The organism is Paraburkholderia phenoliruptrix (genome assembly GCF_902859825.1).
GTDB lineage: Bacteria > Pseudomonadota > Gammaproteobacteria > Burkholderiales > Burkholderiaceae > Paraburkholderia > Paraburkholderia phenoliruptrix.
On sequence record NZ_CADIKB010000040.1, the window covers coordinates 32,857 to 51,390 of the forward strand.

35 protein-coding genes are annotated in these 18,534 nt (G+C 57.2%); 18 read left to right on the forward strand and 17 right to left on the reverse strand.

The features are described from left to right. Nucleotides 1–15: 15 nt before the first annotated feature. The 17 genes from HV711_RS27265 to HV711_RS27340 form a co-directional block, all read right to left on the reverse strand. Nucleotides 16–447: a single-stranded DNA-binding protein gene (locus tag HV711_RS27265; RefSeq protein ID WP_035483237.1), complete on the reverse strand. Its 432-nt coding sequence runs from the start codon at nucleotides 445–447 to the stop codon at nucleotides 16–18. Nucleotides 448–469: 22 nt separating this feature from the next. Continuing rightward, entirely contained in the window at nucleotides 470–1,117 is a 648-nt protein-coding gene (locus tag HV711_RS27270) for a lambda exonuclease family protein (RefSeq protein WP_035483239.1), read from the reverse strand. Then, entirely contained in the window at nucleotides 1,114–1,908 is a 795-nt protein-coding gene (locus HV711_RS27275; RefSeq protein WP_082201545.1) for an ERF family protein, read from the reverse strand. The genes HV711_RS27270 and HV711_RS27275 overlap by 4 nt, the downstream gene beginning before the upstream one ends. An 11-nt stretch (nucleotides 1,909–1,919) precedes the next feature. Continuing rightward, nucleotides 1,920–3,086, reverse strand: a complete 1,167-nt coding sequence (locus HV711_RS27280; protein ID WP_051224576.1) for a hypothetical protein — start codon at nucleotides 3,084–3,086, stop codon at nucleotides 1,920–1,922. Further along, nucleotides 3,083–3,448, reverse strand: a complete 366-nt coding sequence (locus HV711_RS27285; RefSeq protein ID WP_035483241.1) for a hypothetical protein — start codon at nucleotides 3,446–3,448, stop codon at nucleotides 3,083–3,085. The genes HV711_RS27280 and HV711_RS27285 overlap by 4 nt, the downstream gene beginning before the upstream one ends. Beyond that, nucleotides 3,445–3,645, reverse strand: coding sequence for a hypothetical protein (locus tag HV711_RS27290; RefSeq protein ID WP_035483243.1), 201 nt, complete (start codon nucleotides 3,643–3,645; stop codon nucleotides 3,445–3,447). The genes HV711_RS27285 and HV711_RS27290 overlap by 4 nt, the downstream gene beginning before the upstream one ends. Continuing rightward, on the reverse strand, nucleotides 3,642–3,821 hold the full coding sequence (locus HV711_RS27295; RefSeq protein WP_035483244.1) for a hypothetical protein: 180 nt from the start codon (nucleotides 3,819–3,821) through the stop codon (nucleotides 3,642–3,644). Before HV711_RS27295 ends, HV711_RS27290 begins: the two co-directional genes overlap by 4 nt. Nucleotide 3,822: 1 nt before the next feature. Next, on the reverse strand, nucleotides 3,823–3,996 hold the full coding sequence (locus tag HV711_RS27300) for a hypothetical protein (RefSeq protein ID WP_175145352.1): 174 nt from the start codon (nucleotides 3,994–3,996) through the stop codon (nucleotides 3,823–3,825). Further along, nucleotides 3,993–4,262, reverse strand: a complete 270-nt coding sequence (locus HV711_RS27305) for a hypothetical protein (RefSeq protein ID WP_035483246.1) — start codon at nucleotides 4,260–4,262, stop codon at nucleotides 3,993–3,995. The genes HV711_RS27300 and HV711_RS27305 overlap by 4 nt, the downstream gene beginning before the upstream one ends. Before the next feature lies 1 nt (nucleotide 4,263). Continuing rightward, nucleotides 4,264–4,866: an NUMOD3 domain-containing DNA-binding protein gene (locus HV711_RS27310; protein WP_082201546.1), complete on the reverse strand. Its 603-nt coding sequence runs from the start codon at nucleotides 4,864–4,866 to the stop codon at nucleotides 4,264–4,266. A gap of 229 nt (nucleotides 4,867–5,095) precedes the next feature. Beyond that, nucleotides 5,096–5,224: a hypothetical protein gene (locus tag HV711_RS33840; RefSeq protein ID WP_279612668.1), complete on the reverse strand. Its 129-nt coding sequence runs from the start codon at nucleotides 5,222–5,224 to the stop codon at nucleotides 5,096–5,098. A gap of 132 nt (nucleotides 5,225–5,356) precedes the next feature. Further along, complete coding sequence (locus HV711_RS27315; RefSeq protein ID WP_175145354.1) at nucleotides 5,357–5,497, reverse strand: hypothetical protein; 141 nt, start codon at nucleotides 5,495–5,497, stop codon at nucleotides 5,357–5,359. A 2-nt stretch (nucleotides 5,498–5,499) separates the two neighbouring features. Then, nucleotides 5,500–5,688, reverse strand: coding sequence for a hypothetical protein (locus HV711_RS27320; protein WP_035483248.1), 189 nt, complete (start codon nucleotides 5,686–5,688; stop codon nucleotides 5,500–5,502). Then, nucleotides 5,685–5,906: a hypothetical protein gene (locus HV711_RS27325; protein ID WP_035483250.1), complete on the reverse strand. Its 222-nt coding sequence runs from the start codon at nucleotides 5,904–5,906 to the stop codon at nucleotides 5,685–5,687. Before HV711_RS27325 ends, HV711_RS27320 begins: the two co-directional genes overlap by 4 nt. A gap of 25 nt (nucleotides 5,907–5,931) precedes the next feature. Continuing rightward, entirely contained in the window at nucleotides 5,932–6,330 is a 399-nt protein-coding gene (locus tag HV711_RS27330) for a hypothetical protein (protein ID WP_035483251.1), read from the reverse strand. A gap of 1,377 nt (nucleotides 6,331–7,707) precedes the next feature. Then, nucleotides 7,708–8,322 (reverse strand): hypothetical protein, encoded by a 615-nt coding sequence (locus HV711_RS27335; protein ID WP_035483253.1) that lies wholly within the window; start codon nucleotides 8,320–8,322, stop codon nucleotides 7,708–7,710. Between the two features lie 287 nt (nucleotides 8,323–8,609). After that, nucleotides 8,610–9,341, reverse strand: coding sequence for an XRE family transcriptional regulator (locus HV711_RS27340; protein ID WP_035483255.1), 732 nt, complete (start codon nucleotides 9,339–9,341; stop codon nucleotides 8,610–8,612). Nucleotides 9,342–9,433: 92 nt separating this feature from the next. Between HV711_RS27340 and HV711_RS27345 the strand changes: the two genes are divergently transcribed. The 18 genes from HV711_RS27345 (at nucleotide 9,434) to HV711_RS27430 (ending at nucleotide 18,443) form a co-directional block, all read left to right on the forward strand. Continuing rightward, a complete protein-coding gene (locus HV711_RS27345; RefSeq protein ID WP_175145356.1) occupies nucleotides 9,434–9,721 on the forward strand; it encodes a helix-turn-helix domain-containing protein in 288 nt (95 codons plus the stop codon). A gap of 51 nt (nucleotides 9,722–9,772) precedes the next feature. Then, nucleotides 9,773–10,246, forward strand: a complete 474-nt coding sequence (locus tag HV711_RS27350; protein ID WP_035483257.1) for a hypothetical protein — start codon at nucleotides 9,773–9,775, stop codon at nucleotides 10,244–10,246. A gap of 160 nt (nucleotides 10,247–10,406) precedes the next feature. Further along, nucleotides 10,407–10,568: a hypothetical protein gene (locus HV711_RS27355; RefSeq protein WP_175145358.1), complete on the forward strand. Its 162-nt coding sequence runs from the start codon at nucleotides 10,407–10,409 to the stop codon at nucleotides 10,566–10,568. Further along, on the forward strand, nucleotides 10,569–11,009 hold the full coding sequence (locus HV711_RS27360) for a GIY-YIG nuclease family protein (RefSeq protein ID WP_051224585.1): 441 nt from the start codon (nucleotides 10,569–10,571) through the stop codon (nucleotides 11,007–11,009). A 9-nt stretch (nucleotides 11,010–11,018) separates the two neighbouring features. Beyond that, nucleotides 11,019–12,074, forward strand: a complete 1,056-nt coding sequence (locus tag HV711_RS27365) for a replication protein (protein WP_051224588.1) — start codon at nucleotides 11,019–11,021, stop codon at nucleotides 12,072–12,074. Next, entirely contained in the window at nucleotides 12,071–13,459 is a 1,389-nt protein-coding gene (dnaB, locus tag HV711_RS27370) for a replicative DNA helicase (protein ID WP_035483259.1), read from the forward strand. Before HV711_RS27365 ends, dnaB begins: the two co-directional genes overlap by 4 nt. After that, a complete protein-coding gene (locus HV711_RS27375; protein ID WP_175145359.1) occupies nucleotides 13,456–13,614 on the forward strand; it encodes a hypothetical protein in 159 nt (52 codons plus the stop codon). The genes dnaB and HV711_RS27375 overlap by 4 nt, the downstream gene beginning before the upstream one ends. A gap of 289 nt (nucleotides 13,615–13,903) precedes the next feature. Next, entirely contained in the window at nucleotides 13,904–14,269 is a 366-nt protein-coding gene (locus HV711_RS27380; RefSeq protein ID WP_082201547.1) for an HNH endonuclease signature motif containing protein, read from the forward strand. Continuing rightward, nucleotides 14,256–14,477: a hypothetical protein gene (locus tag HV711_RS27385; RefSeq protein WP_035483261.1), complete on the forward strand. Its 222-nt coding sequence runs from the start codon at nucleotides 14,256–14,258 to the stop codon at nucleotides 14,475–14,477. The genes HV711_RS27380 and HV711_RS27385 overlap by 14 nt, the downstream gene beginning before the upstream one ends. Beyond that, a complete protein-coding gene (locus HV711_RS27390; protein WP_035483262.1) occupies nucleotides 14,474–14,791 on the forward strand; it encodes a hypothetical protein in 318 nt (105 codons plus the stop codon). Before HV711_RS27385 ends, HV711_RS27390 begins: the two co-directional genes overlap by 4 nt. Continuing rightward, on the forward strand, nucleotides 14,784–15,275 hold the full coding sequence (locus HV711_RS27395; RefSeq protein WP_175145361.1) for a hypothetical protein: 492 nt from the start codon (nucleotides 14,784–14,786) through the stop codon (nucleotides 15,273–15,275). Before HV711_RS27390 ends, HV711_RS27395 begins: the two co-directional genes overlap by 8 nt. Then, nucleotides 15,272–15,862, forward strand: coding sequence for a hypothetical protein (locus tag HV711_RS27400; RefSeq protein ID WP_175145363.1), 591 nt, complete (start codon nucleotides 15,272–15,274; stop codon nucleotides 15,860–15,862). The genes HV711_RS27395 and HV711_RS27400 overlap by 4 nt, the downstream gene beginning before the upstream one ends. A 187-nt stretch (nucleotides 15,863–16,049) precedes the next feature. Beyond that, entirely contained in the window at nucleotides 16,050–16,232 is a 183-nt protein-coding gene (locus HV711_RS27405) for a hypothetical protein (RefSeq protein WP_035483269.1), read from the forward strand. Next, a complete protein-coding gene (locus tag HV711_RS27410; protein ID WP_051224591.1) occupies nucleotides 16,229–16,564 on the forward strand; it encodes a hypothetical protein in 336 nt (111 codons plus the stop codon). Before HV711_RS27405 ends, HV711_RS27410 begins: the two co-directional genes overlap by 4 nt. A 223-nt stretch (nucleotides 16,565–16,787) precedes the next feature. Next, nucleotides 16,788–16,970: a hypothetical protein gene (locus HV711_RS27415; protein WP_035483272.1), complete on the forward strand. Its 183-nt coding sequence runs from the start codon at nucleotides 16,788–16,790 to the stop codon at nucleotides 16,968–16,970. Continuing rightward, the gene (locus HV711_RS27420; RefSeq protein WP_051224594.1) at nucleotides 16,967–17,410 is read left to right on the forward strand and encodes a hypothetical protein; all 444 of its coding nucleotides are present in this window, start codon (nucleotides 16,967–16,969) and stop codon (nucleotides 17,408–17,410) included. Before HV711_RS27415 ends, HV711_RS27420 begins: the two co-directional genes overlap by 4 nt. Then, a complete protein-coding gene (locus HV711_RS34005) occupies nucleotides 17,410–17,865 on the forward strand; it encodes an HNH endonuclease (protein ID WP_082201548.1) in 456 nt (151 codons plus the stop codon). Before HV711_RS27420 ends, HV711_RS34005 begins: the two co-directional genes overlap by 1 nt. Beyond that, on the forward strand, nucleotides 17,865–18,443 hold the full coding sequence (locus tag HV711_RS27430) for a recombination protein NinG (RefSeq protein ID WP_063826571.1): 579 nt from the start codon (nucleotides 17,865–17,867) through the stop codon (nucleotides 18,441–18,443). Before HV711_RS34005 ends, HV711_RS27430 begins: the two co-directional genes overlap by 1 nt. Nucleotides 18,444–18,534: the final 91 nt, after the last annotated feature.

The window sequence follows — 18,534 nt, forward strand, 5'->3', positions numbered from 1 at the left end:
GTGGTGCGTGGCTTGCTAGAACGGCACGTCGTCGTTCATGTCTTCGAATCCGCCTCCAGCCGGCGCACGTTGCGGAGCCGGTCGCTGTTGCGGCTTAGGCGTGGGCGCCGGGGCTTGCTGCTGTGGCTGACCGCCACCCGCGAGGTCGATCGCAGTGATGCGCCCAGCGAGCTTTACGCCTTCCGTCCCGTCAGCCTTCCTGAAGGTCTCGACGTGCGCATCTTCCAGTGCGACAGTCACAAGCGATCCCTTGGTGAGATACGGTGCGAGGACTTCGGCGCGCTTGCCCCACAAAGCCCCGTCGACCCACTGCGTAGGCTTCTTGCCGTCGTCTCCCTTGCGACCGTAGTTGAACGCCAGCGATACGCTTGCGACGGCATCGCCGCCCGTTGTGTTGCGCACTTCGACATCGCGGCCAATGCGGGCCAATCCGAAAATTTGAATCATGTTTCGCTCTTGTGTAAGTGAATCAGGCGGCCATCGCCGCAATCTGTTTGTGGGTGGCGTCGACTTCGAAAAGGAACTGACGCAGTTCGGCCTCGTACTCTTTGATCAGCGCTTCGTCGCGCTCCCAACGGAACACGAACAATTGGAGTTTCTCCGGCATTTCTGGATCGAACGACACGAAGTCGACAAACTCAGCGCCGGTTATCAGCATGTTGTGCAGAACCTGTTTGACGTAGGTCGGCGGTACGCGCTGTTCGGTCAGGTATTTGAAGTGCGTCTTTGTCTTCGGGCACTTCGCCTCCCAGATCCCGAACTTGCCAGCGTCTTCTAGAAACCCGTCAACCGAGCATCCGGCCATCATGTCTTCTCGATAGACAAACGGACTTTCCTGAACCGTGATGCCCGTCTGAATCTCGTACCGCATCCGGGCGAAAGGCTCGCGTTCCTGTCCTCGCTCGGTGTCTGCCGTCGAAAACTCGTCACCGCACGGCTTGCAGAGAAGTCGTTCAAGCGCGAGTTGGACACGGTAGTCGGCGCGCGTGGCCGCCTCGCCAGACTTGACCTTGGCCGTCACGCAGTCAGCTTTCGAGCCGGTTGCCCGGCCGGCGCGATCGGCCAGCCACTCGGGCGTGTTCTGCGGATGCTCCGAGACGATGAAATTCCGCTTCATTGCGCGCTCCTTTCGAGTTCGGTCTTTTTCTTGTCGGCCATCGACTTGAACTGGTTCCACCCCTTGACGTCGCCAACTGCTTCAAATGCGGCGCCAGCCAATGCACGAATACGGCGCACTTCATCGACGGTTTTTGCGTCGACCAACTGGCTTTCGTACTTCATGAAAGTTTCGTCGCCGCTAGGCTTCTGCTCCTTCCCGTTGCCGTCGTCATCGTCCATCTGCTCGGACAGTCCGGTAATTGCCTTAAGCGTGTAGCGCTCAAGGTAGGTCTTCGTACTGGCGCGCGCCTGTATGGCGTTCTTTGCCCCGCCCGCATCCGGCGGCCCACCCATCGACACACTTTCCTCGTGGCCGTTGACGTGGCGCAGGTAGCATGTCACCTGCATCCAGTCCTTCTCATCCATCGTCAACTTCCACGACGACGACAGACCATGTTTCGAGAGTGCCGGCGTTACCGCATTCACCACGTCATGCAACTCGGCGTAGCTCTTTCCCTTCAGCGGGCCATCCGTCACCTTGCGACCCTTCAGGATCGTGACGGCCTCCGCCTTGAAAGCGGAAAATGCGGCATCGAAGGCGCGTTTCGCCTCCTTCGCTTCCCATTGCGTTTGCAGTGCCATCAGGCGCTCAAGCTTGTCCAGGTCGGCGCCACTCTCGACGGCAATCCGCAGAAGATCGGCCGGCGTAGCCGATGCTGCAAGGGCTCGTGTCTGCTGTACTGCTGGCGGCTTCGCCGCGGGCGCTGCCAGTTCAACCTCTGTGATGTCTGCCATGGTTGCGGTTTGCATACTTGCTCCAGTTAGTTAGCGGCGACGTTCGCGGCGGCAAAATGCTCATCTGCTGCGGCGTAGTCGAATTTCTTCATCCATTCCATGACGTCGCCAATTTCGACGGCGTAGTGATTCGCCAGCGTTTCAACAATCTCGACGTCGCCGGGTCCGTTGATAGCGAACTGTTCGCGTTCGCGGCGTGCCTTCTCGCGGGCTTCGGCCTCAGCGGCCTCGCGTGCTTCGCGGTCACGGCGCGTCTGCTCGGCGGCTTCGGCTTCACGCTTGGCCCGCGCCTCCGCCTCAATGGCCGCCTGACGCTCGCGTTCGATGCGCTCCTGCTCTGCCCTTGCCGCATCGATTGCTGCCTGCTGGCGGGCGATCTCGGCACGCTGCTCGGCCAACTTCGCCTCTTCCGCTTCGCGCTGCCGGCGCAACTCGGTTTCGTGTGCCTCGCGCTCGGCCCGCAGTCGGGCTTCCTCTGCCTGCCGCGCTTCGCGGGCTTTACGCTCTTCCTCAGCCCTCGCTGCCGCAGCGATCCGCTCCCGCTCGGCGGCTTCGGCGCGTTCGCGTTCGAGCTGGGCGCGTTCCTCCGCGATGCGGGCTTGCTCAGCTTCGTGATCCTTCTGCGCCTTAAACATCTCCCACAGCTTGTGGATCGCGGCGAGCTTCGCAACTTCCGCTTCGCCGGAAAACTCCTGATGACTCTCCAGCGTGATCTCAACCGCCTCCAGCCCCTCAATCGCTGTCGCGATGGTTGCCGACTGCTTGCCGACCAGCATCGCGGGGATGGACTGCATTTCAGCGATGCGCTTGCGAATGCCGTCAACTCGTTCTTTCTCGGCAGCGGCTTTGGCAGCTTTCTCGCGTTCGATCTCCGCATCCCACGCGTCGCGAAGAGCCTGCAACCGCGCCTCTTCCGGCTCTGCGAGTGCCACAAGGCGCTTTTCTTCGGCGATCACGGCCTTTGAAAACGCCGTTGCGTCCTCGCGTGCCGCCTTCGCTGCCTTCTCGATCGCGACCCGGGTGTTCTTGAGGGTCATCATTGCGCCGTGGCACTGCTCACGCCCGTCTTTGTTCTTTACCTCGGTGATCGTCACGGTCTTGGCAACCAGGTCGCGGATTTCCTGCTCGTACTTCGGTGCGCCCAGCGCGACCGATGCGCGCTCGGGCACGGTCAAATCTTTGGACTCGCTCATGCGAACTCCTCTTGTTTTGGTGCACCCTTGTATTGGGGCTTAGGTGGGTACGCTGGCGGCTCGATCACATTTGCGAGCAGCAACTTCCAGTTAGCGGCGGTATTCAGAAACGCTGGCCCATCCGGCCCGTCGAACTGATCGCGGGGAGTCGTCATGACCGTTCGTGAGTCAATCACGTCGCACGGCACGGCGATGCTGCATCCCGAGTTGTAATATCCAAGATGCGCGCGCACCGTCTCTTCCGGATACCTCCCCGCGTTCGGCGTCCTGAAGCAATATCCCCTGTCGTTCGGTTTCCAGAGGGTGACGTACCGGTCAGTGCGCCGCGTGTGTTTCAGGCTGATCACGTAGTAGTCGCTCATGCCGCCTCCGCTAGCTTGCTTGCAGGCCACGCCTTGACGGTCTGCACAGCGTTCGACCAGCGAGCATCCTCATAACCGCGCTCAAATTCGCGTATAGCCCAAATCGGCACGTTCGAATCGATTCGGCAGCCGTGGTGGTTGACGAACATGCGCCACCCTAGTGAATAGAACCAGCGCTTGCCGGCGAGCGGTTTCATCGCGTCCACTCCCCGTAAGGCACGGCGCGTCGCTGAACCCGATTGGCCGGGTGCAGCAGATACTTCGTACCCAGCGCCTCAATCGCCCGCTTGCGCTTGGCTTCGGGGCTGTTGTCGGCCTGCTCGCTCATCTGGCGAAGCATTTCCTTGCGCTGCGTTTCGTTGTAGTCGGTCATGTCAGGCTCCCAGTAGCTGTTTGAGTACAAGTCCCGCGATCGCCACTACAGAGCCAGCCGTGGCCCACATGAGGATCTCGGCTTGCTTTTCGCGCTGCTCCTCGTCGTACTTTGCGTATGCAGCGTCGGAAATCAGTGTTGTGCAGCCGTCGTGCACTTCGTAGGTGGCGCTCATGATTCCTCCTCCTCTTCTTCCGGCTGCTCGTCCAAGACTTCTGTTTCGCAACGCGGGCAGACATCTCGAATGTCTTTGTGGACTTCCTTGCTGCCCCAGTACTCATAAGCGCCTATGCCGAAATCCATGCGCTTTGCTTCGACATTGCATGCGCATTCCGGGCAGTAGCCATACTTAGTGTCGGGCTCATAGTCCGGCTTGTATTCGTCATAGTCGCGTAGGGGCGAAAACTGCCGGTAGATTTCGGCATTGTGAAATTTGCCCATCTCAATCTCCCTGCTGTGCTTTTGTTTGCCTGCGACGATTCGCTTCGCCAATCTTCGCTCGGTGTTCTGGCGTCAACGTCTTGCCCGAATTGAACGCGGACAGCTTGGACCGGTGTTCGTCCGATTTGGGGATGCCGCGCATTGAGGCGGCCGATTTCTCTCGGTACTCAGGCGACAAGTACCGCTCCTTCGCCCTTGCGGCAATCTTTGCCCGCGTCTCGGGACTCATTGGGCCTCGCTTCTTGCCCAACTTGGCTGATGCCAGCTTCGCGCGTGTTTCTTCCGATGCCACGATGCCTTTAGTGCTGCCCGCCGTTGGCGATGAGTTGAAAGCAGGCTTGTATGCGTCAATTGCTCGCTGTTCGTAGAACAACAGTTGACTCTTGTCGCATATCAGAAGAATTTCAAACCGGAGGGCATCTAGGCCAGCCCGATTAGATTCGTCCTGCATCGACTTCGACCGGTGATTGCCGCAGCGGAGCATTGTTTGATGACCTAGCCACCGCTTCCATATGTTTTCGCTGCTTCCGATATAGCAATCGCCGCTGGCAGCGGTGATTCTGTACACGCCACTTGCGTTTCTTGCGATGTGTTCGTGGCTCATATTCGTTGTCCTAATCTGTAAGGTGATTGCCCTGGCGAGTAGCGGGCCGGTCCCCGGTTATCCGGCGTTCTTGCAGTGGGAATCCGCTACTCGTCAGGGCGCCGTCTCTCCGGCTGTCACACCGCTCCTTACGCCCACTACAGGCCCGGCAGGTGTCGCGTTGAGTTCTTGCCCGCTTCTCACGGGCAGCGGCTTATAGCTGCTCAGAGCGGCCGTCGCTTAACCTGAATCAGTCAGCGGGCAACAGACGCTCGAGAAACTTCGCGAACGCCGCCTCATCCCTATCCCGCTGCTGCCGCATCTGCTCATCGACCCATGCGCGGGTGAATTCAACCCACTCGTCAAGTGCGGTTTTCATGGCTGAGTCCTCCATTGACGAGACTTGCGCTCACGCTCGCTACGTCGCTCATCGGCCCCGCGCACAAAAAGAATGAGCGCGATGTCCAAGGCTGCGATCAGTGCGATCCAGTGGTAGATATTCATAGTCGCCTCACTGAATGCAAATCTGGCTGTAGTCAACACTGCGGACCAGTATCGAGTTGACGTACTGGTCGTAGTGATTGGCAAAGCGCAGGATGTAGTTTGAGATTCTCGGAGCAAAGGCCCGAAATTCGTAGTCGCTGTAGAGCATGGCTATTCCTCGTCCGCATCAATCGCCGCAAGAAGATCGCGGTCATCCTCAGCAAGCTCGAAGTCGCTGCCGCCGTTGCGCATGATCTGAATCCCTGCCATTGCCGCGGAGTGGGACGAAAAATTGCCCAGCCACCTGTCGCCTGCATAGAGGCGGCCATCGACGATCGTCATGTCTTGTTGCCAGTTCATGATTGGCCTCGGGCGCGAAGCATGGCGTCGGCCATCCGGTAGGCCAGCAATGCGCAGTCATAGTCGTTCAGTGGCTTGTGATCGTTCCACACGACTGGCATCAGCTTCGCCGCAAAGTAGTCACGCAGCGTCATGCCGGGCTCGGGCTGATAAATCATCGAATCCCTGATCTGCTCGTCGCACGGAAACGCTGGCCCACCGTCTTTGATTTCGTTCATGATTAACTCCTATGCTGCGGGGAGGTCAGGCGGCTTTCGCAAAAGTCCGCACAACGACAGTCTTTTCTTCCTCGGTCACGCTGAGGGCATACGCAACATCCATCCAATCGACTGCCTCAGGCTCGCCATGCTTGCCGCCTCCGTACCAGTAGGTCCAGCCGACCCACGATCCATCGAAGTATCGCGACGCGACGGCCTTTGACTCATAGTGGCGTGACCATTCACACGGCAATTTCGTCTCTACCTCGCCGCAACGAACCTCATTGATTGCATCCCAGATGCTGCCGTCGTCGTTGCCGTAGACATCGGTGTAGAGCGCGTCGATGTTGTCGGCCGTCACGCTCTCAGGTACGCGGGGCGCGCAATCGTACAGATCGGCATAGCGCGCGAGAATCATGTGCTTGATCTTTTGCTCGGGTGTCATGGCTGCTCCACAAAAATAGTTGTACTAATCGCCATCATGTGAGAATCACCTAACCGCCGCCGACTCTGGGAATCGGACGCGGCTAGGGGACTCGATTTGCAGTGTTCAGGTCGTGGCGACTGGACCGTCGGTGTATCCCACCGATATTCTTTCCGCGTCTTAGGGCGGCCTTAGTATCGTCAGCACGCCATCCAATCGCCACGCCTCAAAACTGCTGAGGGGCCAGTTTTGCTATCACCACTTCCCCGCTATCCAGCCGGCCAAAGCTCGCGGGTGTAGGCTGTCATCGACTCGCCCATGCGCCGGCAGCCAGGTACATGGGGTCATAGTCCGCTCTCACGGGGGTATTCAGTGCCGGTCTATTCCCGGCTGTCACCATCGCAATTTCGCACTATTGCTTCCCGATCCTCCATCTAGGCCTGCGCAGGTCACAGATTCTCGAGTCATGCTGGGTTTCGATAGATTCCCTCTGCCCGGTACTGCAATTCGTGCCGGTTCTCGTACCGGCAAACGCTTGAGTCGCGCTACCAACCCAAGATCGTGGCCTTATCCGCAGGCAGCTACCCCAACTCAAGGCGCGGAGATCATGTCTTTATTACTCGTCGATCAGCGAGTCGCACACACCGACAGGGTTTGTTGCCCGTCTACCTGGGTGCAATTTCGGTGCAGTGTTCAGAAGAACGCACTACGCTATGCATGGAAGCTCTCTACTGGTGTTTCCGGAATCTTTAAACCGCGCCGCAGATATACCGCAACGGGGTACAGGGATATGATCTATGCGCTATCAGGCGCTGTCTCACCGAGTCATCCGGCCTTACGCCGAGTTACTTTGCAGGGAATGCAATGCGCTCATCTGAAAACTGCAGTGCTTCGTGAATGGCGCTGTGGCTGGTGCTATGGTCCAGCTGGTATCGAGGGCGTTGGAGTCGATTCCCGTCCCTGCGTTGAGGTTGCAAGCCCACAGAGCCTCTACTACGGCAGCGCTTACGGAGCGGCAGCATTTACGCTCGTCACAACGCCATTCACGAAAAACTGCGACACGCGGCGCTGACTACTCCCGGCCTTGCCGGCTCCAGCTGCCGCGTGGTTTCCTACTCAATCACCCTGCCGTTCTATAGCGCCATCTGGGAGCCAGGCGGCAGAGTGATAGGCCCCGATCTTTTCAGCGGTAGGGCGTTGGGCGCTCCCTTACGGGTATCCCTTCTAGTCAGGTTAAAGATCGTTTGCACTACCGGCTAGCTCCATGCTGTCGCCGTACTTGCTTCTACTGCGGTAAGTCGCATTAGTCAGCGGCCTCATTGAAACCGCTGAGTACTGCCCTTGCCGTGCCACTCCTTGCCAGGCCTGTCCCTAACATGCCCCGCCGCGCAACGAAATCTATTTCCAGCTATCGATCACAAACTTTCCGAACACGCCTCGGAAGGTGCCAAGGCCGATAGCCAATCCGCCCTCCTCAACCAGATTGCGAATCTCTTGCTCCTTGATCTCCTTGTTCGGGTAGATGTCGAGCGTGAACTCGATCGACCACGGAAGCGGTAGGACCGGGCGCTCCTTGGGGTTCGGAATGCCCTTGTCGAGTCGGGCCACCGCGCGATGCAGGTAGATGCCGCTCAGTTCGTCGCGTTCGTCGCCGAACTTGCCCACGCGGATCGGCGCTGCATCACGCACGAACGTAATGTAGTTCGGGTTGCTCGCGTGGCCGCTGATCGTCGTGAAGCTCAGACATGCGTTCGCGATGTCCTTATAGGCCCGCTTGTCCCTCAGCCGCTTCGGCGCCGAGTTCGTGTTGTGCGCCGTTAGAAACGACACAATATTGGTGCTGGGCAGAGCTAGGATATCGGTACCTGGCATCTGGTAAATCTTCTGGTGCCACTCCAGCTTTGTCTTGTTGTCGCCCGCGTAGCGGTCGAACATGATGTCGCGGATGCCCTTCAGAACGACGGTCCGAGAAATCTTCTCGAGTCTCGTGTCCGATGAAGTCGTTACGGTCATTGCTATTCCCCATGTTTGAAAAACCCTCGCCTAGCTTCGCCATTCCTGGCCCATCCGCGCATCGCCGGGCTCTGCCGCGCCGAGCCGTTCCGGGCCTGGCCGTTCCGCACCGTGTGATGTGCTTCGAAGTGATTTCATTATGCGTCAGAGAATAGCCAAATGCAATGCTTGCGTGCATAGCTATGCGTTGAGTTATTTTAATCGCTATAGATTTTCGATAGGAGCTATGCTTACAGGCGTAAAAAAGCCCCGACTATGCGGGGCTCATTGCGATGCGGAGGGGATTGTTACCGGCCAGCTGGGCCGGCGCCAGATCGATAGATGTACTCGCCGACGATGTGAACTGATTCCATCTGTTCGGGCGTCACTTCGACGTCCGGGTGAGTCGGATTGTACGAATGCAGGACGAGCGTCCCGCCGGGCTTCTTGAATACCTGCTTCACGAGCGCCTCATCCTCGAGGTAGATCGCATACACGTTACCGTCTCGAATGTGCGTGCGGCTCGTGTCAATCATGAAAACGTCGCGATTAAACAGAAAGGGCTCCATGCTCTGCCCGCGAACAACCAGGAGCTTGCAGTCCTTTGGGTTGCTTCCCATTTCACGAAAGAATGACTTGTTGAACGGAAGCGCCTTCTTTTCTCGTACTTCCCACTGAATCACGCCTGTCCCCGCTGAGAAATGATAGTCGAACCTGTCAATCCAGACCCTCTCATCGTCTGGCTCCAAGTCGTCTTCATTCTCCCAAACTGTGACATTCCCTTTATGCGGATCAAGGGCATGTTTTGGCTTCTTTTCAGCGCTTACACCATTAGGGTCGATCCCCTTCGTTAAGTGCTCGACTGTCACATCCAAAGCAACGGCTAATTTGCGCAGAGTTTCAAGGTCGGGGTTCTCGGTGACTCCTTGGAGTATCCGGTTGATGGCGGCCTGACTTACTCCCGAAAGCCGCGCTAAGGCGCTCTGGCTTGGGATTCCCCGAATCTGCATCAGGCGGTCTAGTTGGTTTGCGATCTTCATGGCGGCGAATATACACGTGCGTATAGGTCGAGAAAACTGTCTATGCACATAGCGCTATTCTCTGCTTGATAAGCTATGCGTTGTGGAATAGAATGAAAAACATGATGAAGACCTGCCACGAAATGCTCGTAGAGATCAAGGCCGCCACCGGGCTCGGCGAAATCGCGCTTGCTAAGCGACTTGACATCTCCCAACCCACGGTCAATCGAATCCTGAACAAACAGGTCGACTGCAAGGGCACGACACTTATGGCGATTCTGCGCCTTCATGAGGAAATTTTCAGCGGAGGGTCTGTTGACTCTCAGGCTGCTAGCGACGACGCCCAGCCACCGACCGGCGAGCGCGATTCTTCGGGCGAAGATGGTCAAGGCGGCCAATAGCAGCGTTTCTAACATAAGCGGATTCACCAAGCATGGAGCGGATTTCATGGATTGCAGAGCCTGATACGGCGGCTCGAACTGTCGCCATTTTCTCCGATATGGACCGTCAACGCCTCGCAAGGGGCGCAAACCACAGGAAAGGTGAACGACATGCAAAGTGAAATGACCGTGCAGAGTGCAGTGCAGGAAGTTAAGGCAGCCCCTAGTGAGTTGGTGAAGATGTGCGACGACGAGTTGGACGCTGTGCGTCTTTGCATTCAGTTGTCGAAGTTCACTCAGGATTTCATTGGTAAGCGATTGTCGATCGACAAGGGATATATGACGCGTTTGTTGCAAGGCAATGCAGGCGCCTTGATGCAGAAGCGAATCGCGCTGATGAGGCTGTGCGGAACGTACGCGCCGGTTCAGTTCGAATGTGCTGAGTTGGGACTTGTTCCTGTGCCGGCAGATGAATACGAGCGCCTGGTCGCAGCTGCCGCTCAACTGGAATCCGTCAAGATGAACGGGACAAGGAAAGCATCATGAAGGCCTTCATCTTCGCCTCAATGGTCGCCCTACTTGCCACCCTGCTCTGCGTAACTGTTATCGACTTCATCCAGTGGTACTCGGCTATGGGGATTGTGCGATGAACTCACCGCGGCGGCTCTCGAGGGCCGAATCTCGCATCGCAAGGGCGATCAGTTCCATGAAACTGCCCGCCGACGTCTTCCCGATTGCTGATCCTGACCTTGCGGCCTTGTCTGAGCTGCTGCACCGCATGACTGTGTGTCAGGAAGACACGCCGGCTACGCGCATGGCGGGTGAGGCGATTAGAAGACTGCGGGCCTTTTTGATGAAGGGGAATTGAATGGCTTGGGGGTTCGTCTATGTGCTGGGCAACGATTCAATGCCCGGCATTTACAAAATTGGCATGACGGAGAAGGCGCCGCAGGAGAGGCTTGAACAGCTCTCGTCAGCGACGTCTGTTCCGGAGGCGTTCAACATGATTTTCTTCGCGCAGGTGAAGAACGCATTGAAGGTCGAGCAGGAAATGCATCGCTATTTCGAAGACTACAGAGTCAACGATAGTCGCGAATTCTTTCGGGCGCCGATCAGGGAGTTGCGGGACTACATCGACAGGATCGTCGAGCCGTGGCTTATCTACGACCACATGTACAACTATGAACTGTATCTGCAGGAGCAGCAAGAAAAGGCGGATCACCGTCGATCGCTGATAGAGCATTTCGTCAATCAGTGCCACGACCCGATCCATTGGGATTCCCGCCGTGGATTCAGAGGCTTCGAATAAGGCGGCTACGTGCAAGAAGCGTCTCCGCAACTCGAAAACGGGTATACGAGGCTCGCCAACGAGCTTCTGGACGCACTCATCAACGCAGGTTTGACATCGAGGCAATGGGCGGTATTTATGGCAATTGTTCGCAAAACGTATGGCTTCAACAAAAAGGCTGATGACATCGGCCTGAGCCAACTCGCGAATATGACCGGCATTGCCAAGGCGCATGTCAGCGTAGCAGTCCGCGAACTTGAGTCGCGTCGGATTATCACCAGAGAGGCGGGACATTTTGGTCATCGCCTTGGCATCAACAAAAACCATCGCGCGTGGAAAGAGGTTACCAAATCAGTAACCCCTAAACAAGACGTGGTGGGCGATTCCACAGATGGCGCTGCTCCGTCGCATCAATTGCCAGGGGTTACCGAATCAGTAACCCCTGAGACCCTCGACGAGGGTTCCCAAATCAGTAACCCCCCTGTTACCGAAGAAGTAACCCCCCCGGTTACCGAATCAGTAACCACAAAAGACAACCCTTCAAAAGACAACCAACAAAAGACAGAAACCTTCCCGCGATCGCTTCGCGAACGCTTTGATATTTTCTGGAAGGCATACCCGAGAAAAGAGGAAAAGAAGGAAGCACGCGCCCTTTTTGAAAAACTCAATCCTGATGACGATCTGCTCGCGCAAATCCTGAGGGCGGTCGAGACGGCGAAGAGGAGCCAGCAATGGAAGGTGCGTCGATTCATCAAGCAGCCGCCCGTCTGGTTGCGCGGCGAATGCTGGACGGACGAGTTGACGGTCGAATTCACCCCGGCGCAGATCGCTGTCATTGATGCGTACAACGCCGCCCTCGGCGAAATGCTCGGCGAAATCGACGCAAGTGTGTTCACCGAAGACCGCGCCGGCGCGATCGATGATTTTCTGGGTTTTAGACCCAAAGACCCGACATTCTGGCAGCGCTACTTCCCGTGGGTGGCTAAGGACGTCGATATGCCGCCCAGAAGTGGATTTGATTATCTGATTAGCAGAGACGGTTATTCGAAAGTCTCTGGAGGTCAATTCATGAAGGAAAAACAATGAACGCACCAGACAGAATTCCCGAAAACCTAGCCGTACCTCCGCACAGCCAGGAGGCCGAGCAATCCGTCCTCGGCGCGCTTCTCATCGACAACGATGCGATTGACCGCATCCCGGAGCTGCGCGCGGACCAGTTCTATCGCTATGACCATCGGATCATCTTCGAGTGCATCGCACGGATGATCATGGCTGGCCGCAATGCCGATGTCGTTACTGTCTACGAGGCGTTGGGCACCGCTGGCAAGGTTGATCAGATTGGCGGTCTGCCCTACCTCAACGCACTGGCGCAGAACGTGCCTGGCAGCGCCGGCATCCGCCGATACGCGGAGATTGTAATCGAGCGTGCTCAACTCCGTGGCGTCCTGTGCGCCGTTGACGAGATCGGTGCAATGGTCCATAACCGCGCCGGCAAGACAGCCGCCGAAATCATCGCCGAGGCGCAGGCTCGTTTTGAGCCATTGGCCGAGGCGCGCAGTTTTGAGCCGAAAGAAGTCGGCCCAATCCTGACGAGCATTGTCGAGGAAATCGACGCCCGCTATCACGGCGCTGAGCTTCCCGTTGTGTCGACCGGGTTTCGCGATCTGGATGCCAAACTCGGCGGCGGCCTGCGCGGCTCCGAGCTGGTCGTCGTAGCTGGTCGACCTTCGATGGGCAAGACCGCCTTCTCGATGGCGATCGCCGGCAACGTTGCGCAGGAAGGCGGATCAGTTCTGGTGTTCTCACTCGAGATGTCCGGCAAGTCCCTGCATCAACGAAATATCGCACGTGTCGGCGGCATCCGTCTGGATCACGTGCTAGACGGGAAGAAGATCGTCGAGGAAGACTGGCCCCGGCTTACTCACGCAGTCCAGGTCATGTCCGAAATGCAGATGTTGGTCGACGATCAATCAGGCCTGTCGCTCGCGGAAATAGTGAGTCGTAGCCGGAACGTCAAGAGGCGTTCGGGATTGGACCTGATTCTGGTCGACTACATCGGCTTGATGACTGGAGGTACGGAAGAGCGACAAGACTTGAAGATAGGCAGCTATTCGGCTGGCCTGAAGGGCCTTGCCAAGCAACTCGATGTGCCCGTGATCGCTCTTGCTCAGCTTAACCGCGGTGTCGAGCAACGACCGAACAAGCGGCCAAACATGGGTGATCTGCGCGACTCCGGGGCCATCGAACAGGACGCCGACATCATTCTCATGCTTTACCGCGATGAGGTGTACAACCCGGATTCTCCTGACCGCGGCACGGCGGAAATCATCGTCGGCAAGCAGCGCAACGGGGAAACAGGCCCGGTTCGGCTCGCCTTCGCTGGCGAGTATCAGCGGTTTGCAGACCTTGCGCCAGGGTACGTCAGAAGCGAACAGCCGGAGCGGCAAAGAGCGCGCAGGGGATTCGAATGACTCCCGACCAACTGGCAGAAGTACTCGAAGAAATCGCCGCTTGGCCTCTTGAAGAGCGCCGAGCTTACATAGCTAACCTCTCGATGACAAATCCCGAGGAAGCGCAGCAGGTAAAGGAAGGGCTCACTAAATTGTGGGCTGAGAGAAAGGGTTAAGGGGAAAGCAATCATGGGAAGAGTTACGAAGCATCAAGTAAGTACGACTAAGCGTCGTGCATGGTCGACGGATGATCTGGCTACGTTGGACCGCGAATATCCGACGACTCACACGCCGACGCTGGCGTCTCGTCTCGGTCGCACTGATCGAGCCATCTACATGATGGCTGGCATGCGGGGCCTGAAGAAGACCGTCGAGTATCTGGCGACGGAAGCGGCGGGATGAATCACGCCAGAGCGCGCCGCAGCCACACAGTTCAAACCCGGCCACAAGACGTGGAACAAGGGCATGAAGGGCTGGCAGGCCGAAGGCGTTCAGGCGACCCAGTTCAAGCCAGGGCAGTCGATTAACAAGTCGCCGGTCGGAACGATTCGCACGCTGCAGGACGGATACGTCGAGATCAAGACCGCCGAGCCGAAGACGTGGGAACTGTTGCATCGCAAGGTATGGCGCGACGCCGGTAACGAGATTCCGGACGGCTACGCACTACGGTTCCGCGACGGCAACAAGCAGAACTGCGCTCTCGAGAACCTTTTTTTGCAGAGTCGAGCCGAGCTGATGGAAGCAAATTCCGTCCATCGCTATCCGCCCGAACTCAAACACGTCATGCGCCTGAGCGCAAAGCTTGCGAGGAAGATCAATGAACAACATTGACGAATTGCGCCGCCACCTGTTCGCGACGCTCGAGGCACTCGGCGACAAGGAAAAACCCATGGACATCGACCGGGCCAAGGCTATTTCCGAAGTGGCGCAAACCATCATCAATTCGGCCAAGGTAGAGGTCGAGCATTTGAAGGTAGCTGGCGGCACCGGGACTGGCTTCATGGATCGCCCTGGCATTACTCGGAGAATTTCAGCATGACCATCTCCAGCATCCCCAGAGTCCTCGAATTCCTACGGGATTATCCGAACGGTGCCTACGGATGGCAGATCGCCGCGCACCTTGAAGTAACCGACGCCAGTATCGGCCAGACGCTTCTGCTTCTCGAGACTCGCAACCGGATCAAGTTGATGTGGCAAGGCAAGTCGCGCGCGGAATCGCTATGGCGCCTGCCGACTGAGCGCGAAGGAACGACGCCGGCCGTATTCAGGGCAATGGAAACACTGTGGGCCATGCAGGAAGTGGCGCGACATCGGATGGGACAAATCATGGTTGTGGAGGTGGCGCATGCCTAAGTCGAAATCGCGTGGGAAGGCTTACAGCCCAAAATCCCGCGCCGGCCAAGTAAAACTTCGGGCGCAGCCCTGGAAGATTCATGCCGTCTTTGAGCCTGTCGAGGCAATTCTTGATGAGATCGAGCTAAGCGGCATGGTGAGCGTGACCGAGGAAGGGAAGCCAATCTTTAGCGAACTGGCGCACAACGATGTGTATGAGTTCGTGCCGTCTCTCTGCGGGCTCATCGATGCATTCGACTTGCATGCCGAGCGCAATGCTCTGCCAATCGTGACGAACGCGCTCAAAACGGTCTGCGTGAAGCTCGACAAGGGCCAAATGCTGGATCAGTTCGATCTGGCTGGCGCACGCGAGTCTATCGCAGCACTGAAGAAGCAATCCGGCGACATGGAAGCCGACTACGCTTATCGCTTGATTCGAGACATCCAGATTAAGTTTGAACTGGAAGCACAACAAGAGCGTGCGCAATTGCGGGAGGCAGCATGACTGACTATCGTCATTGGAGCGAAGAGGAAAAGCGCGCTCTTCTGGCCATTCGGAGTAGTGGCAAAGCTGTGAAGACACAACTTCATCTTCTTCCAGGAAGAAGTCTAAACAGCGTTCATCACATGCTGCGAAAACTGCCAAAAGAAAATGTGAAGCGCCCGGAGAGTTTTGCTTGGGTATGGAGCGCCATTCTCTCGTATTTAAAGGGTCATCCGAACATTACTGCGCACGAAATCAGTCGCCACGTCGGGTGTTCTTATCGCCACGCATGGCAACTTTTCAAGACCAACCATGAAAGCGATAACCGTTGCGTCTACATTTCTGATTGGGAAAAGCACGGCGTGAATCAGGTTCCAAGATGGTCGGTAGGCACTATGCCTGACGCACTGCGGCTACCTCTTCAGGCGCACGAAGAAGAACTTCGAAAAGCGCGCATGCGATATCACAAGAAGCGCGTCAAGAAAGGTGCATTCAATCCGTTCGCAGCAGCGGCAGGATTCGTGACGATTCCAGAAGGCCAACGCGGGCGTGTCTATCAGCAGAGCATGAAGCTGAGCGATTTTGAAGAAGAACTGGAGGTCGCATGAAGCGCGTAATCGGATGGCCCATAGCATGGGCGCTCTTCTGGATTGGGCATGTTCTGTCTCGCCCCCTTATCTGGTGGCATTGGGCTGATTGTCTGGCGCCAGTCCTCTACCCCGCTTACAGCCGCTGCATGCTCGCATCAAGTGACGTTCAGGATTGGGCTGGAACGAAAGGCCCTTGGGAGGCTGTATGAGCACCGAACTCAAAGAACCCTCACAGCTAGTTATCGGCCTCACCCATAAGGAAATGCTCACGTGGATGGCAGATAACGGGATCTTCTGTTCAACCGACAAGTTCACTCGCCTGCTTCAGGAAGCACAGCGCCGGGCGATTGCGGCACATAACGAAAACAATAAGGAGACGGTAGCGTGATCAAAACGACCGGGGCTGAATGGAAGGCCTTCCTCCACGATGACGCTTATTGGGGTGAATGGGCGTTCGAAGACTACTGCTACATCGTCAACGGTAACGAGCTCGGTATGGACGTGCATGAAGACACGTTCGCCGACACAGACGCAGTGAAGGTCGATGGTGGTTATGTGTGGGACCAGGCAGAAGGGTCCGAAAAGACCAGTTCCCTTAGCGCGTTTTTTAGCAAGTGGCGCAAGCAGCAATCGACCGCGTTCCTGTCGGTCGAGGTGCCGAAGGATAAGGCAGACGCGGTGCGCTCGGCAATCCTCGCTGCGGGAGGGAAGATCAAGTGATCGAAGACGTTTGCATTGTCAACGGGGAATGGGTGGCCCTCACCGATTGGTACCCGCCGAGCGTAAAGCCGGTCCGCCCCGGAAATTACCGCGCTCAGTTCTTCGACGCCGGCTGGATGTACGACTGGACCGTGTATTGGGACGACGTTCGCCAACTGTGGCTAGACCGAGAAGGCGGAAGTTCATTGATCGATCAAAACCTCACCTGGAGAGGGCAAACAGCATGACCAACTCATCCGAATACGTAGTGAAAGTCGCAGCCCTCGCCCGCAAGGTTGAGGAAGCGAGCGCGCAAGGATTCCGCACGAAGCCATCCATGGAACTGCTCTACGCCCTCGAATCCGCAATGGATGCGCTGATGTCGACAGCCACTGCGGAGTATCTGGCTAGTGAGGTGAAGGCGTGAGCGACGTTCAAGTAATCAGCGGCACCCGCAGAGCGATCAAAGAAATGGCTGACGGGACGATCCGCGTCCAGATCGACATCGATCCGACATGCCGCAGCGCGTTCTGGTCGCTGTTCCCGAGCATCGACATGCCCGTCGCAATCGCTCCGCTTGTCGCTGACTTCGAGCGTCGCGAGCCGGAACCGGAGAAGCCCAAGGGCGGCGCATTGGCAAAGCTGGCGGGCATGCTCTGCGCCGATTCCGAGTTCTGGAAGTTCCTGACGTATCAATTCTCACTTGAGGAAGCGTGCGAGAGCGATGAGGGCGCCGCCGAGGTTATCCGCGAGGTTTGCGAGATCGAGAGCCGTTCTGAACTGGATTGGCATACGGATGCGGCCGATCGGTTCCATGCGCAGATTCGCGGGCCGTGGATCAAGTGGCGTGAGCGGAGGGGGGTGTAATGCCAAGAGGGAGAAAAGCACAACCCTTGCGTGAAAGGTTTGAGCGGAAATTCATCGTGACGCCTGGGTGTTGGCTTTGGACTGCTGGGCGCAGTGGTGGCGCTGGGGGTTACGGAAAGTTCACTGTGAATGGCAAGCAGGTTGGCGCTCATTGCGTCTCTTACGAGCTTTATGTGGGGCCGATCCCACCAGGTAAGTTATTGCGACATACCTGCGATGTGCCGGGATGCGTAAATCCAGATCATCTTATTCCGGGGACGCATAAAGAGAATTCGGACGATAAATTTTCTAGAGGACGTCAAGGATGTACTCGCGTTCGCCGGAAATTGACGGACGATGAAATTCGGGCCGTTCGCGCGGCAACTGGGCCTCAACGAGCGATAGCAGAACGGTTTGGAGTCGCTCAGGCGACGGTGCATCGCATTAAATCTGGGGAGTCATGGTGGGACGTTTGATGCAGAAAACCGCCCTCCCCGTAAAGAAGGCACTGAAGCCGCGCCGTTGCAAATCCTGCGGCAACTCCTTTCAACCGATCAGCAGCATGTCCAAGGCTTGCTCCGTACCTTGCGCTCTTGATCTGGTCCGTCAGGCCAACGCTCGCAAGGAAGCCAGAGCCAAGCGCGAGGAACGTGCGGCTACTCGGGTGGCGAAGGAGAAGTTGAAGACACGCCGCGAGTGGATTGCCGAGGCACAGGTAGTCGTCAACAAGGTGGCGCGGTTGCGGGACATCTTGGCTGGTCACGGTTGCATCTCGTGCGATATCAAGCTCAATCCGAGGTTTGGCGGAGCCTTTGATGCGGGTCACTTTCGATCAGTAGGGAGTGCCCCACATCTGAGATTTTTTCTTCCAAATCTGGCGCTGCAGTGCAAAAAATGCAATCGCGACAGAGGCGGGATGCATTCGGATTTCCGCAAGGGCCTCATAAACCGGAGTGGCTTGGAGCGTGTAGAGCAGATTGAAGCCATGCAAGGCACGGCCAAATGGTCCGTGGAGTACTTGCAGCGGCTCAAGAAGGCAATGTCCCAGGCGTAGTTGAAGGTTGAAGGCGGCGGTTCGCCAGTGGAATCCGAGAGAATCGGGTTTCCAGGACCAACCTCCCGAACAGGGAACCAAGGAGAACCGC

Coding starts and splice junctions, on each gene's coding strand:
- HV711_RS27355 (WP_175145358.1), top strand. CDS start 10,407: ATGAAACTGCCCGCCGACGTCTTCCCGATTGCTGATCCTGACCTTGCG.
- HV711_RS27310 (WP_082201546.1), bottom strand. CDS start 4,866: ATGAGCCACGAACACATCGCAAGAAACGCAAGTGGCGTGTACAGAATC.
- HV711_RS27285 (WP_035483241.1), bottom strand. CDS start 3,448: ATGAGCGACTACTACGTGATCAGCCTGAAACACACGCGGCGCACTGAC.
- HV711_RS27415 (WP_035483272.1), top strand. CDS start 16,788: ATGACCAACTCATCCGAATACGTAGTGAAAGTCGCAGCCCTCGCCCGC.
- HV711_RS27275 (WP_082201545.1), bottom strand. CDS start 1,908: ATGCAAACCGCAACCATGGCAGACATCACAGAGGTTGAACTGGCAGCG.
- HV711_RS27375 (WP_175145359.1), top strand. CDS start 13,456: ATGACTCCCGACCAACTGGCAGAAGTACTCGAAGAAATCGCCGCTTGG.
- HV711_RS27405 (WP_035483269.1), top strand. CDS start 16,050: ATGAGCACCGAACTCAAAGAACCCTCACAGCTAGTTATCGGCCTCACC.
- HV711_RS27385 (WP_035483261.1), top strand. CDS start 14,256: ATGAACAACATTGACGAATTGCGCCGCCACCTGTTCGCGACGCTCGAG.
- HV711_RS27345 (WP_175145356.1), top strand. CDS start 9,434: ATGAAAAACATGATGAAGACCTGCCACGAAATGCTCGTAGAGATCAAG.
- HV711_RS27320 (WP_035483248.1), bottom strand. CDS start 5,688: ATGAACTGGCAACAAGACATGACGATCGTCGATGGCCGCCTCTATGCA.
- HV711_RS27340 (WP_035483255.1), bottom strand. CDS start 9,341: ATGAAGATCGCAAACCAACTAGACCGCCTGATGCAGATTCGGGGAATC.
- HV711_RS27380 (WP_082201547.1), top strand. CDS start 13,904: ATGAAGGGCTGGCAGGCCGAAGGCGTTCAGGCGACCCAGTTCAAGCCA.
- HV711_RS27430 (WP_063826571.1), top strand. CDS start 17,865: ATGCAGAAAACCGCCCTCCCCGTAAAGAAGGCACTGAAGCCGCGCCGT.
- HV711_RS27295 (WP_035483244.1), bottom strand. CDS start 3,821: ATGACCGACTACAACGAAACGCAGCGCAAGGAAATGCTTCGCCAGATG.
- HV711_RS27400 (WP_175145363.1), top strand. CDS start 15,272: ATGACTGACTATCGTCATTGGAGCGAAGAGGAAAAGCGCGCTCTTCTG.
- HV711_RS27330 (WP_035483251.1), bottom strand. CDS start 6,330: ATGACACCCGAGCAAAAGATCAAGCACATGATTCTCGCGCGCTATGCC.
- HV711_RS34005 (WP_082201548.1), top strand. CDS start 17,410: ATGCCAAGAGGGAGAAAAGCACAACCCTTGCGTGAAAGGTTTGAGCGG.
- HV711_RS27265 (WP_035483237.1), bottom strand. CDS start 447: ATGATTCAAATTTTCGGATTGGCCCGCATTGGCCGCGATGTCGAAGTG.
- HV711_RS27300 (WP_175145352.1), bottom strand. CDS start 3,996: ATGAGCGCCACCTACGAAGTGCACGACGGCTGCACAACACTGATTTCC.
- HV711_RS33840 (WP_279612668.1), bottom strand. CDS start 5,224: ATGAAAACCGCACTTGACGAGTGGGTTGAATTCACCCGCGCATGGGTC.
- HV711_RS27325 (WP_035483250.1), bottom strand. CDS start 5,906: ATGAACGAAATCAAAGACGGTGGGCCAGCGTTTCCGTGCGACGAGCAG.
- HV711_RS27305 (WP_035483246.1), bottom strand. CDS start 4,262: ATGGGCAAATTTCACAATGCCGAAATCTACCGGCAGTTTTCGCCCCTA.
- dnaB (WP_035483259.1), top strand. CDS start 12,071: ATGAACGCACCAGACAGAATTCCCGAAAACCTAGCCGTACCTCCGCAC.
- HV711_RS27360 (WP_051224585.1), top strand. CDS start 10,569: ATGGCTTGGGGGTTCGTCTATGTGCTGGGCAACGATTCAATGCCCGGC.
- HV711_RS27395 (WP_175145361.1), top strand. CDS start 14,784: ATGCCTAAGTCGAAATCGCGTGGGAAGGCTTACAGCCCAAAATCCCGC.
- HV711_RS27390 (WP_035483262.1), top strand. CDS start 14,474: ATGACCATCTCCAGCATCCCCAGAGTCCTCGAATTCCTACGGGATTAT.
- HV711_RS27270 (WP_035483239.1), bottom strand. CDS start 1,117: ATGAAGCGGAATTTCATCGTCTCGGAGCATCCGCAGAACACGCCCGAG.
- HV711_RS27335 (WP_035483253.1), bottom strand. CDS start 8,322: ATGACCGTAACGACTTCATCGGACACGAGACTCGAGAAGATTTCTCGG.
- HV711_RS27290 (WP_035483243.1), bottom strand. CDS start 3,645: ATGAAACCGCTCGCCGGCAAGCGCTGGTTCTATTCACTAGGGTGGCGC.
- HV711_RS27315 (WP_175145354.1), bottom strand. CDS start 5,497: ATGCTCTACAGCGACTACGAATTTCGGGCCTTTGCTCCGAGAATCTCA.
- HV711_RS27280 (WP_051224576.1), bottom strand. CDS start 3,086: ATGAGCGAGTCCAAAGATTTGACCGTGCCCGAGCGCGCATCGGTCGCG.